The 12,106-nt window shown below is 69.2% G+C and carries 8 protein-coding genes and 1 pseudogene; 6 read left to right on the top strand and 3 right to left on the bottom strand.

Annotated features, from left to right (window positions below; all coding sequences use genetic code 11):
- Positions 1–266 precede the first annotated feature (266 nt).
- Positions 267–2,012 carry a recombinase family protein gene (locus AB0N90_RS13740; protein ID WP_365195978.1) on the bottom strand — a complete coding sequence of 582 codons (1,746 nt, stop codon included), beginning with the start codon at positions 2,010–2,012 and terminating at the stop codon, positions 267–269.
- Between the two features lie 63 nt (positions 2,013–2,075).
- Here AB0N90_RS13740 and AB0N90_RS13735 point away from each other — a divergent pair.
- A pseudogene (locus AB0N90_RS13735) lies at positions 2,076–2,372 on the top strand (phosphoribosyltransferase family protein); the annotation flags it as partial.
- An 81-nt stretch (positions 2,373–2,453) separates the two neighbouring features.
- Here AB0N90_RS13735 and AB0N90_RS13730 read toward each other — a convergent pair.
- Positions 2,454–3,560, bottom strand: a complete 1,107-nt coding sequence (locus AB0N90_RS13730) for a YIP1 family protein (RefSeq protein WP_365195975.1) — start codon at positions 3,558–3,560, stop codon at positions 2,454–2,456.
- Positions 3,561–3,836: 276 nt separating this feature from the next.
- Here AB0N90_RS13730 and AB0N90_RS13725 point away from each other — a divergent pair, with 276 nt between their 5' ends.
- Positions 3,837–4,163 carry an antibiotic biosynthesis monooxygenase gene (locus AB0N90_RS13725; RefSeq protein WP_085565774.1) on the top strand — a complete coding sequence of 109 codons (327 nt, stop codon included), beginning with the start codon at positions 3,837–3,839 and terminating at the stop codon, positions 4,161–4,163.
- A 584-nt stretch (positions 4,164–4,747) separates the two neighbouring features.
- On the opposite strand, the gene AB0N90_RS13720 is transcribed toward AB0N90_RS13725, so the two are convergent.
- Positions 4,748–7,030 (bottom strand): (Fe-S)-binding protein, encoded by a 2,283-nt coding sequence (locus AB0N90_RS13720; protein WP_361672488.1) that lies wholly within the window; start codon positions 7,028–7,030, stop codon positions 4,748–4,750.
- A 220-nt stretch (positions 7,031–7,250) separates the two neighbouring features.
- On the opposite strand from AB0N90_RS13720, the gene AB0N90_RS13715 reads away from it, so the two are divergent.
- From AB0N90_RS13715 to dnaJ, 4 genes are all read left to right on the top strand, one after another.
- Positions 7,251–8,282 carry an MraY family glycosyltransferase gene (locus AB0N90_RS13715; protein ID WP_365195971.1) on the top strand — a complete coding sequence of 344 codons (1,032 nt, stop codon included), beginning with the start codon at positions 7,251–7,253 and terminating at the stop codon, positions 8,280–8,282.
- Between the two features lie 94 nt (positions 8,283–8,376).
- Positions 8,377–10,221 (top strand): molecular chaperone DnaK, encoded by a 1,845-nt coding sequence (gene dnaK / locus AB0N90_RS13710; RefSeq protein WP_136100406.1) that lies wholly within the window; start codon positions 8,377–8,379, stop codon positions 10,219–10,221.
- The gene (gene grpE / locus AB0N90_RS13705) at positions 10,218–10,892 is read left to right on the top strand and encodes a nucleotide exchange factor GrpE (protein WP_085565778.1); all 675 of its coding nucleotides are present in this window, start codon (positions 10,218–10,220) and stop codon (positions 10,890–10,892) included. Before dnaK ends, grpE begins: the two co-directional genes overlap by 4 nt.
- Before the next feature lie 36 nt (positions 10,893–10,928).
- The gene (gene dnaJ, locus AB0N90_RS13700) at positions 10,929–12,104 is read left to right on the top strand and encodes a molecular chaperone DnaJ (RefSeq protein ID WP_085565779.1); all 1,176 of its coding nucleotides are present in this window, start codon (positions 10,929–10,931) and stop codon (positions 12,102–12,104) included.
- The last annotated feature ends 2 nt before the right edge of the window (positions 12,105–12,106 follow it).

The raw sequence follows: 12,106 nt of genomic DNA, 5'->3' as shown, positions 1-12,106 counted from the left end.
GATCCGCGTCACTCGCACCCACCTCGACACAGGAGCAATTGCAGTCGTCCGCGCGACCGAGGACGGACTGACCATCGACATGGACCGGCGTCACATATCCCCCACAGGGGCGGCCGGCCTGCAACGAGCCCTGAACGGCCTTGCCCCCCACTCCGGCCGTGACGACGATGCGAGGGACTCACGCCACACCGAAGACGAGAACTGCCGTTAGGAAGACGACGAGGGCCGCACAGCACATGCTGTGCGGCCCTTTGGCTTTCGCGGCCTCACGCCGCCTTGGCGAGCTGCTTCTGATCGGTCACGGTCGGCCGCAACGACTTACGGACCACCGTGACGTACGACGAGATCGGCACTCCCGCACGACTGTGCCGGCCCTTGCCAACGGGGTGCAGCGTGACCTCTAGCAGCGACTCGACGATCACGCGCCTCTGCGCGACCTGGAGCTGCGCCCACGCCTTCTCGATCTCCTCGCGTGACGCACCCGCAAGATCGGAAACGATCTCCGGAGCGCGCAGCGCCTTTGCGTCCTCCTGCGCCTTCTTGATCTTCGGCAGCAACCGGGCCTCCATCGCGGCCAAACCGTCCGCCGACAGCTCACCCTCGGCCGCCTTGTCGCGGAACTCCTCCAACCGCGACGACAGCAGCTCGGCCTCGGCCTGAGCGTTCGCGATCTGGTCCTGCAACTCCTTGTCGCCCTTGGTGTACGCCTCCACGAACGCCGGCGAGGCGAGCCAGTTGAACAGTTCCGCGAGCACGTACTCGTCGATCGGCGCCTGCTTGCCGCTCACGTGGTACCCCGTAGCCCCGTTCTTTCCGGGCGTCTTGCACTGGTAGTTCAATCCGTACTCGGTCGGATCGGAAACAACCGGGTGCCTGCACTCCGAGCAGCACATGATCGACGACAACAGGTACTTCGCCACCCCCGGGCGCGAATTGCTCGGCTTCCTGTTCTTGGCCTTGTCGAGCGCGACGCACTTCGCGTGGATGTGCGGCGGCACAATCTGCGGCCATGCGGCCTCGTTGGTGACCTCGCCATGATGCGTACGCGCACCCGTATACCGCACGTCCATGGCGATGTCCTTGATCGTGGCCCCGTGCCACACAGCGGCGATCAACGGCTCGTCGCGCTCGTTGAAGTCACGAGCGATCGTCAGCGGTTCATCACCCTGCGCCAAACGCTCGACCACCTCGCTCCACAGTGCCTCGTGCGCCGAATTCGAGGGCTTCTCGCGCGACAGTCGAGTAACCATGCCCTTGGTCCAACGCAGCGCCGGCGGCGTTATCTCCCGAGCCTGCAAGCTCCGGGCGATGGCCTTGTACGGCTCGGCGTTCGCGACGCGCTTGCAGATTTCAAGAACGACCGGTGCCTGCGCTGTGTCCTTTTCCTCTCGCACGAAAGCACCGGTTCGCGGGTCGTACACCCGCCGATATCCGTACGCCGAGATTCCGTGCGGCCGGCCGATAACCGCATTCGACCGCAACGTGCGCTTGACGTTGTCGCGCAGCTCGTCGACCTCGCGCTCGCCGAGCAGGGCGTCGAGGCCCGTGCGGAAACGGTCGTCCTTGTTCGACAGGTCGTAGACCTTGCCGCCGTAGCACCACAGAACGCCGTACTTCGCACACGTGTTGCGCAGTCGGGTATAGACGTCCAAGTCGCGTTGCAGCCGGGACGAGCCCCACGCGAGGACGATGTCGAGTTTGCCAGTCTCGATCCACTCAATCATTCGCTCGAACTCTTCGCGCTCGCGGTCGCGGTAGCGAGAAGCCGAACGGTCATCGTCGACGAAGTCCTCGACGATGTTCACGCCGAGGCGGTCGGCGTCACCCTGCGAGGCGTGGAGCTGCTCGCGCACCGAGTAACCTCGGCGCGCGCTCTTACCGCGGTACGCGCTCTTGCGTGCGTACCTTCCACCGCGCAAACCGGCGGTCGGGCGAGGACCCTCGACCCGACCCCCGGTAAGGACATGAGAACGAGGAACCTCGCTCTGAGCTGCGACAACGCTGGTCGTCATGTAGCCCCCTCGTAGCCAGACTAGGTCTTGCGGGGGATCACGCCCAGCGATTACCGGTACGTACTCGGCACAACGCTCGACATGCCGGTCATGCTCGCCCCGGTCCCGAACGTGATCGACTTCTCCGACAAGAAGGTCCTGATCACCGACGACGTCGCCGACACCGGCAAGACGCTCAAGCTGGTCCGCGACTTCTGCCTCGACACCGTCGCCGAGGTGCGCTCCGCGGTGGTCTATGAGAAGTCCCACTCCCTCGTGAAGTGCGAGTACGTCTGGAAGCGCACCGACGACTGGATCAACTTCCCGTGGAGCGTGCAGCCGCCCGTCGTGAAGCGGGACGACCAGGTGCTCGACGCCTGAGGAACACGGACAGGCCGAACATGTGAGAGGGCCCCGGTGGCATACCACCGGGGCCCTCTCACATGTCTGGCGGACCGGGGACTAGAACGTGCCCAGCTTCACGATCGACAGCAGCGCGATCAGCTGGATCGCCGACGCGCCCAGCGCCTTCGGCCACGGCAGGTCGTGGGAGCGGGACACCATCATGGTGAGCAGCGCGCCCGCGGCGAGCCAGGTGGCCCAGCCGAGTATCTGGACGAAGCCCGCGTCACCGCCGAAGAACATGGCGAAGACCAGTCGGGGCGCGTCCGTGAGGGCCGTGATCAGCATGGACAGGCCCACCGTGGGCTGCCAGGCGCCGTCGCCGCCGAGCTGGCGGGCCAGGGTGTGGGTGACCACGCCGAGGATGAACAGGCCGAGCACCATCACGACCGCGGTGATCAGCACGATCGGCACCGCGTTGGACAGCGTGGCGCCGATGGCCTCCTTGCGGGCGTCGTCGAAGCCGAAGACGGCGAGCAGGCCGTAGAGGAAGGTCACGATCAGGGCCGGGCCCCACATCGTGTAGTCCCGCATGCGCAGGAACGTCGGGTCGGGGGAGAGGACGATCCCCCGCAGCAGTTCCTTCCAGTGCAGCGGCGGTCCCACCGGCGGGGCGGGCGCGGCGGCGGAGCCGGCCTGGTAGGTCGAGCCCTGGGTGTAGCCGGCGGCCTCGTCGATCGAGAAGGCCTGGGTGTGGCCCGGCGTGTTCGCCGCGTACGGGTCCGGCGTGCCGCCCCCGTAGCCGTCGTCGAAGTACTCCGGGCCGTCGTCCGCCGGGCCCTGGTGCCCGTAGGGGCGACCCTGCCGGGGGTACGACTGCTGCCCGTACGACTGCGGCGCGTGCGGCGGCCGGCCGTACGGCTGCTGCCCGTACGAGGGCTGCGGCGGCTGCGGCGACGGGTAGCCGTACGACGGCCGTCCCGCGTCCTGTCCGGGCGCCTGGGGCCCCTGCTGCCCGTACGACGACGGGCCGCGTCGCCCGCCCGACGGGCCGGAGCGGCCGTACGACGGTCCCTGCTGCGCCTGCTGCTGTCCCTGGGGGGTGCGGTCGTCCCGGCCCCCGCGTCCGATCCTGAATCCAGCCACGTCATCGAACGTACCTGGTCCCGGAGGGTGACGTGCCGGGCCCGGCGGTCCGGGCCCGGCATTGCGGCCGACCTGTGACATCCCCTAAGGGGCCGTCAGCCGTTTCACCAGGGATGGTTCCGGGTTTGAACCGTCCCGGCCCGGTGAGGCGCGGCTCGGTCCGCTGACGCGCGCCTCGGTCCGCGAAGACGGAGCCGAACTGCGGCACCCCGGTCGTGGACACCCCGGCGTCGGCGGGCGACACCGCGCGGGAGCCGATCGCGGGAGTCCGCCGGGTGCCGTTAAGTGTGTGATGTCCGTGGCGAGTTACCGGGTGCCCCTGCGGCGGGAGCGGGGCGGGTGGCGCAGGATGGACCCATGAGCGTAGTGAAGATCAATGTGCTGACCGTGCCCGCCGAGCAGCGGGAGGTCCTGGAGAAGCGGTTCGCCTCGCGGGCGCACGCGGTGGAGAACTCCGACGGCTTCGAGTGGTTCGAGCTCCTGCGCCCGGTCGAGGGCACCGACCAGTACCTCGTCTACACCCGCTGGCGTGACGAGGCGTCCTTCCAGGCGTGGATGGAGGGCCCGATGAAGGCCGCGCACCAGGGCGGCGCCACCGAGGGCGACCGCCCCAAGCCGGCCGCCTCCGGCTCCACCCTGTGGTCCTTCGACGTGGTCCAGCAGGCGGCCCCGAAGAACGCGTGACACCCGGCGCCGGGCCTCGACGGATGGACGAGACCCGGCGCCATGCCCTTCCGCCACGGCCTCGCCCCTGGCGCGTGGCCCCTCGCGGTGTTCGCTGTGTGAGTGGGTCGGCCGGGCTGGGCACACGCCTCGGTCCGGCCGCACAGGGCCGACCGCGTGCGGCGGCTGCGGCCACGGCGCGGGTTCCCTCCGGCGGCTGACCTGGTCGGATCGGCCGGTGCGCGCGTGGACGCCCGGCGCGTCGGCTGACGAGGACACGGGCGCGCCCGGGTGGAACCCCCGCCTCGGCCTCATGCCTGCGGCTCGCTCACCGGCCCGCGTTCCCTTTCCGGCCGCCCGCCGCTTCTGGTCTTCTGTCCCGACCACCGGTCGGCTTCCGGTCCGCGTCCGTTTCCGGCCTGCGGCTCGCTCTCGATCCTCTGCCGGCTCCTGGTCGCCCCGCCCTGGCCGTAGGTTTGCGGCCCGATGCCCGCCAAGTGCGCACGGCGGCTACGCGGAGGCACCCCCCGCCCCCGGACACGACAACGCCCCCTGCCTGTGCGAAGCAGGGGGCGTTGTCGGGTTTCCGGGGGGCCTGGAGGCCGTTACTTGACCGGCTCGGGCTCCGGGGTGGGCTCGGACTCGGACTCGCCCGCCGGGTCCACCGGGGTCCGCACCGAGTCCAGCAGGAGCTGGGCGACGTCGACGACCTGGATGGATTCCTTGGCCTTGCCGTCGTTCTTCTTGCCGTTGACCGAGTCGGTCAGCATGACGAGGCAGAAGGGGCAGGCCGTGGAGACGATGTCCGGGTTGAGGGAGAGGGCCTCGTCCACGCGCTCGTTGTTGATGCGCTTGCCGATGCGCTCCTCCATCCACATCCGCGCGCCGCCCGCGCCGCAGCAGAAGCCCCGCTCCTTGTGGCGGTGCATCTCCTCGTTGCGCAGACCCGGGACCTTGCCGATGATCTCGCGCGGGGGCGTGTAGATCTTGTTGTGGCGGCCCAGGTAGCACGGGTCGTGGTAGGTGATGATGCCCTCGACCGGCGTGACCGGGATCAGCTTGCCCTCGTCCACCAGGTGCTGGAGCAGCTGGGTGTGGTGGATGACCTCGTAGTCGCCGCCGAGCTGCGGGTACTCGTTGCCGAGCGTGTTGAGGCAGTGCGGGCAGGTGGCGACGATCTTCTTCGCCGACTTCGGCTTCCTGGACTCCGCGGTGGCCTTGCCGTCGTCGTCCAGCTCCTCGCCGAACGCCGTGTTCAGGGCCATCACGTTCTCCATGCCGAGCTCCTGGAACAGAGGCTCGTTGCCCAGCCGGCGGGCGGAGTCACCGGTGCACTTCTCGTCGCCGCCCATGATCGCGAACTTGACGCCCGCGATGTGGAGGAGTTCGGCGAAGGCCTTCGTGGTCTTCTTGGCGCGGTCTTCCAGCGCGCCCGCGCAGCCGACCCAGTAGAGGTACTCGACCTCGGTGAGGTCCTCGATGTCCTTGCCGACGACCGGGACCTCGAAGTCGACCTCCTTGGTCCACTCCAGGCGCTGCTTCTTGGCCAGACCCCAGGGGTTGCCCTTCTTCTCCAGGTTCTTGAGCATCGTGCCCGCCTCGGAGGGGAAGGCCGACTCGATCATGACCTGGTAGCGGCGCATGTCCACGATGTGGTCGACGTGCTCGATGTCCACCGGGCACTGCTCGACACAGGCGCCGCAGGTGGTGCAGGACCACAGCACGTCCGGGTCGATGACGCCGTTCTCCTCGGCGGTGCCGATCAGCGGGCGCTCGGCCTCGGCCAGGGCCGCGGCCGGGACGTCCTTGAGGGCCTCCTCGGACGCCTTCTCCTCGCCCTCCACCGTCTTGCCGCCACCGGCCAGCAGGTACGGCGCCTTGGCGTGCGCGTTGTCCCGCAGCGACATGATCAGCAGCTTCGGGGACAGCGGCTTGCCGGTGTTCCAGGCGGGGCACTGCGACTGGCAGCGGCCGCACTCGGTGCAGGTGGAGAAGTCCAGCAGGCCCTTCCAGGAGAACTGCTCGACCTGGGAGACGCCGAAGACGTCGTCCTCGCCGGGGTCGGTGAAGTCGATCGCCTTGCCGCCCGAGGTCATCGGCAGCAGCGCGCCGAGCGAGGTGCCGCCGTCGGCGTTGCGCTTGAACCAGATGTTCGGGAAGGCGAGGAAGCGGTGCCAGGCCACGCCCATGTCGGTCTTCAGGGCGACCGTGATCATCCAGATGAAGGAGGTCGCGATCTTCAGGGCGGCGAAGAAATAGGTGAGGTTCTGGAGCGTGCCGACGCTCATGCCCTTGAACCAGGCGACGACCGGATACGAGATGAAGAACGACGCCTCGTAGCCGTCGACATGGTGCTGGGCGCCCTCCAGGGCGTGCAGCGTGAAGATGCAGATGCCGACGATCAGGATGACGGCCTCGACGAAGTACGCCTGGCCGAAGTTCGAGCCGGCGAAGCGGGACTTGCGGCCCGGCTTGTCCGGCTTGCTCAGCTGGCGGATCGCGATCAGCACCAGGATGCCGAGCGTGGTCATGGTGCCGAGGAACTCGACGAAGACGTTGTACGGCGCCCAGTCGCCGATGATCGGCAGGATCCAGTCCGCCTTGAAGAGCTGGCCGATCGCGTTGACGATCGTCAGCAGCAGCGAGAAGAAGCCCACCGCCACGAACCAGTGCGCCACCCCGACGATGCCCCAGCGGTTCATCCGGGTGTGGCCGAGGAACTCCTTGGCCACCGTGACGGTGCGCTGTGTGGGGTCATTGGTCCTGGTCCCGGCCGGTACCGGCTGGCCGAGACGCATGAAGTTGAAGATCTGGAGGAGGGCGCGGCCGAACAGTGCCACGCCGACCACGATCAGGACCAGCGACACGATGATCGCGGCGAGTTGCATTGGGGCTCCTGAGGGCGGCCTCGAATTGACCGAGCGGACATTACTAAGCGGTAACTTATGTAGTTCTCTGAGACTACCCCTATCTTCCGTCGCGCCGCAGGGGAGCGCGGGGTGATATGGGTCGCTGAGGGGTCGCCCATCGTGGCGTGCTGATCACCCCAAGGGCAATCTGATCGTGTTATTCATCCCGAATTGCTACTTTCACCCCTACCTTAGGTCTGTGCTCTACGGGATCGCCGCGGCCTCCGCCGCCCTGCTGCTCACCGCCGTCCTCGCGGCACTGCTCCGGCTGCCCGCCCTGCGGGCGGGGGTCGTCGACCGGCGCCGGAGCCGTCCGCTGCCCCTGCTCGGCGGCCTCGCCGTCGTCACCGTCACCTCGCTGGTCGCCTGGACGGGTGAATGGACCCGGGTCGCCCCGCTGGGTGACGGGGTCGGCGGGCTGCTCCTGGCCGCCGTGGCGGTCGGACTGCTCGGCCTGGTCGCCGACGTCTGGCGGCTGCGCGGCCGGGTGATCGCCGCCGGTACGGCGGTGGCGGCGGCCTGTGTGGTGCCCTACGACGAGACGGGGGTGGCCGGGGGCGCGCTCGCCGTGGCCGGGATCGTCCTCGTCACGCTCGTCTTCCGGGGGCTCGACCACGCGGACGGCCTCGCCGGGACCGTGGGCGTGGTCACCGCCTTCGGGGCCGGTGTCTGCGCCGCCATCGAGGTGATGGACGGGCTCGCCGTCCTGCTCAGCGTGTTCGCCGCCGCCCTCACCGGCTTCCTGATGCACAACTGGCATCCCGCCCGGGTCGGACTCGGCGCCTGCGGCTCGCTGTTCACCGGGTTCCTGCTGTCCTCCGGGGTCGTCTTCACCCGCGCCGGGTACGCGATCGGACCGAGCGCGGCCGTGCTGTTCTGCCTCGGCGCCGTCGCCCTCGCGGACGCCGGCCTGGTGGTCCTCGTACGGCTGCTCGGGCGCCGGCCGCTGCTGCGGCGCGGCCCGGACCACCTGGTGCACCGGCTGCGGCGGTTCGGGCTCACCCAGCCGGGGGCCGTGGTGGTGCTCGGGGTGTGCGCCTTCGCCGCGGTGCTCGCGGGAGTGCTCGTGCATGGCGGGTGGGCGGGGGAGGAACCCGTGCTCTGGGTGGCGGGAGGAGTGGCCGTTCTGGTGCTCGTCCTCCTGCGGGCGCCTGTTCGGATCCCGGTCCAGCGGCCCCGTCGTATGGCATCGACGCAGGTCAACGGGCGGTTGCGTGTAAGGAACGGATAAGACTTGAGTCTGGACGACTCAGGTCTGTTGACCTCGGCTGCCCGCTCGTGCACACTTGAGTCCGTTGCACTCAAGTCAGCTGGAGGAATCAACCATGGCACGTGCGGTCGGCATCGACCTGGGCACGACTAACTCCGTCGTCAGCGTTCTGGAGGGCGGCGAGCCCACCGTCATCACCAACGCCGAGGGTGCCAGGACCACGCCGTCCGTCGTCGCCTTCGCGAAGAACGGTGAGGTGCTGGTCGGCGAGGTCGCCAAGCGCCAGGCGGTCACGAACGTGGACCGGACCATCCGCTCCGTGAAGCGCCACATGGGCACGGACTGGAAGATCGAGCTCGACGGGAAGCAGTTCAACCCGCAGCAGATGAGCGCCTTCATCCTGCAGAAGCTCAAGCGGGACGCCGAGGCCTACCTGGGCGAGAAGGTGACCGACGCGGTCATCACCGTCCCGGCGTACTTCAACGACTCCGAGCGTCAGGCGACGAAGGAGGCCGGCGAGATCGCGGGCCTGAACGTCCTGCGCATCGTCAACGAGCCGACGGCCGCCGCGCTGGCCTACGGCCTCGACAAGGACGACCAGACGATCCTCGTCTTCGACCTCGGCGGCGGCACCTTCGACGTGTCCCTGCTGGAGATCGGCGACGGCGTCGTCGAGGTGAAGGCCACCAACGGTGACAACCACCTCGGTGGTGACGACTGGGACCAGCGCGTCGTCGACTACCTGGTCAAGCAGTTCCAGTCCGGTCACGGCGTGGACCTCTCCAAGGACAAGATGGCCCTCCAGCGCCTCCGCGAGGCCGCCGAGAAGGCCAAGATCGAGCTGTCCTCGTCCACCGAGACCTCGATCAACCTGCCTTACATCACGGCGTCCGCCGAGGGCCCGCTGCACCTGGACGAGAAGCTCACCCGCGCCCAGTTCCAGCAGCTGACGGCCGACCTGCTGGAGCGCTGCAAGACGCCGTTCCACAACGTCATCAAGGACGCCGGCATCTCCATCAACGAGATCGACCACGTCGTCCTCGTCGGTGGCTCCACCCGTATGCCCGCCGTGGCCGAGCTCGTCAAGGAGCTGACCGGCGGCAAGGAGGCCAACAAGGGCGTCAACCCGGACGAGGTCGTCGCCATCGGCGCCTCGCTCCAGGCCGGTGTCCTCAAGGGCGAGGTCAAGGACGTCCTGCTGCTCGACGTCACCCCGCTGTCCCTCGGTATCGAGACCAAGGGCGGCATCATGACCAAGCTGATCGAGCGCAACACCACGATCCCGACGAAGCGCTCCGAGATCTTCACCACGGCCGAGGACAACCAGCCGTCCGTGCAGATCCAGGTCTACCAGGGCGAGCGCGAGATCGCGGCGTACAACAAGAAGCTCGGCATGTTCGAGCTGACCGGTCTGCCGCCGGCGCCCCGCGGCGTCCCGCAGATCGAGGTCTCCTTCGACATCGACGCCAACGGCATCATGCACGTCACGGCGAAGGACCTCGGCACCGGCAAGGAGCAGAAGATGACCGTCACCGGCGGCTCCTCGCTGCCGAAGGACGAGGTCGACCGCATGCGCGAGGAGGCCGAGCGCTACGCGGAGGAGGACCACAAGCGCCGCGAGGCCGCCGAGACCCGCAACCAGGGCGAGCAGCTCGTCTACCAGACCGAGAAGTTCCTCAAGGACAACGAGGACAAGGTCCCGGGCGAGGTCAAGACCGAGGTGGAGTCCGCCATCGCCGAGCTGAAGGAGAAGCTCAAGGGCGAGGACACCGCCGAGATCCGCACCGCCACCGAGAAGGTCGCGGCCGTCTCGCAGAAGCTCGGCCAGGCGATGTACGCCGACGCCCAGGGCGCGCAGGCCGCGGGCGACGGTGACGCCGGTGCCGGCCAGGCCAAGGCCGACGACGACGTCGTGGACGCCGAGATCGTGGACGACGAGCGCAAGGACGGTGCCGCGTGACGGAGGAGACCCCGGGCTTCGAGGAGAAGCCCGACGTCCCCTCCGGCGCCACCCCTGACGACGCCGAGTCGAAGGCCGCCCCCAAGGAGGGGGCGGCCCCGGCCGGGGACGCGAACGCAGACGCAGGTCTGGTCGCCCAGCTGGACCAGGTACGCACCGCGCTGAACGAGCGCACCGCGGACCTCCAGCGGCTCCAGGCCGAGTACCAGAACTACCGCCGCCGGGTCGAGCGGGACCGGGTCACGGTCAAGGAGATCGCCGTCGCGAACCTCCTGACCGAGCTGCTGCCCGTGCTCGACGACATCGGCCGCGCACGGGAACACGGCGAACTGGTCGGCGGCTTCAAGTCGGTGGCCGAGTCGACGGAGGCCACCGCGGCCAAGCTGGGCCTCCAGCAGTTCGGCAAGGAGGGCGAGCCCTTCGACCCGACCATCCACGAGGCCCTGATGCACAGCTACGCGCCGGACGTCACTGAGACGACCTGCGTGGCGATCCTGCAGCCCGGGTATCGCATCGGCGAGCGCACCATCCGCCCCGCGCGGGTGGCCGTGGCCGAGCCGCAGCCGGGCGCGCAGGCCGGGAAGCCGGAGAAGGCGGGCAAGGCCGAGGGCGCCGAGGAGAAGTCCGAGGCGGCCGACGACAAGGAGAACGGTGGCCCGGAGGAGGGCTGACGTAATCACAGCGGACGGGAAGGAGGGACGTCGGGGATGAGCACCAAGGACTTCATCGAGAAGGACTTCTACAAGGTCCTCGGCGTCCCCAAGGACGCCACCGAGGCCGAGATCAAGAAGGCGTACCGGAAGCTCGCGCGCGAGTTCCACCCGGACGCCAACAAGGGCAACGCCAAGGCCGAGGAGCGCTTCAAGGAGATCTCCGAGGCGAACGACATCCTCGGCGACCCCAAGAAGCGCAAGGAGTACGACGAGGCGCGCGCCCTGTTCGGCAACGGTGGCTTCGGCCCCGGGCCGGGCGCCGGCGGCGGCAACTTCAACTTCGACCTGGGCGACCTCTTCGGAGGCGGCGGCACCGCCCAGAGCGGCGGCTTCGGCGGCGGGCTCGGCGATGTCTTCGGGGGCCTGTTCAACCGGGGCGGCGCGGGCGGGGCGACCCGTACGCAGCCGCGCCGCGGCCAGGACGTGGACACCGAGGTCACCCTCAGCTTCACCGAGGCGATCGAGGGGGCCACGGTGCCGCTGCGGATGACCTCCCAGCAGCCCTGCAAGGCCTGTTCCGGCACCGGCGACAAGAACGGCACGCCCCGGGTGTGCCCGACCTGTGTCGGCACCGGCCAGATCGCCCGGGGCTCGGGCGGCGGCTTCTCGCTGACCGACCCCTGCCCCGACTGCAAGGGCCGCGGTCTGATCGCCGAGAACCCCTGCCCGGACTGCAAGGGCAGCGGTCGCGCCAAGTCCTCGCGCACCATGCAGGTCCGCATCCCGGCGGGTGTCACCGACGGGCAGCGGATCCGGCTGCGCGGCAAGGGCGCCCCCGGTGAGCGGGGCGGCCCGGCCGGCGATCTGTATGTGACCGTGCACGTGGGCGAACACCCGGTGTTCGGCCGCAAGGGCGACAACCTGACGGTGACCGTCCCGGTCACCTTCGCGGAGGCCGCGCTCGGCGGCGAGGTGCGGGTGCCGACCCTCGGCGGCCCGCCGGTCACCCTGAAGCTGCCCCCGGGCACTCCGAACGGCAGGACCATGCGGGCCCGCGGCAAGGGCGCGGTCCGCAAGGACGGCACCCGCGGCGACCTCCTGGTCACCGTCGAGGTGAGTGTCCCGGAGGACCTGTCGGGGAAGGCTCGTGACGCACTGGAGGCGTATCGCGAGGCGACCGCGGGCGAGGACCCGCGGGCGGAGCTGTTCGAGGCCGCGAAGGGAGCTTGAGC

The organism is Streptomyces sp. NPDC093018, from assembly GCF_040684035.1.
Lineage (GTDB): Bacteria > Actinomycetota > Actinomycetes > Streptomycetales > Streptomycetaceae > Streptomyces > Streptomyces murinus.
The sequence above is the reverse complement of the archived record's forward strand: the minus strand, read 5'-3'. Positions and strand labels throughout refer to the sequence as shown.

Bases quoted from the DNA above. Each gene is read 5' to 3' on its own strand.
- AB0N90_RS13740 (WP_365195978.1), bottom strand. From the start codon at position 2,012: ATGACGACCAGCGTTGTCGCAGCTCAGAGCGAGGTTCCTCGTTCTCAT.
- dnaJ (WP_085565779.1), top strand. From the start codon at position 10,929: ATGAGCACCAAGGACTTCATCGAGAAGGACTTCTACAAGGTCCTCGGC.
- AB0N90_RS13720 (WP_361672488.1), bottom strand. From the start codon at position 7,030: ATGCAACTCGCCGCGATCATCGTGTCGCTGGTCCTGATCGTGGTCGGC.
- AB0N90_RS13725 (WP_085565774.1), top strand. From the start codon at position 3,837: ATGAGCGTAGTGAAGATCAATGTGCTGACCGTGCCCGCCGAGCAGCGG.
- AB0N90_RS13730 (WP_365195975.1), bottom strand. From the start codon at position 3,560: ATGTCACAGGTCGGCCGCAATGCCGGGCCCGGACCGCCGGGCCCGGCA.
- dnaK (WP_136100406.1), top strand. From the start codon at position 8,377: ATGGCACGTGCGGTCGGCATCGACCTGGGCACGACTAACTCCGTCGTC.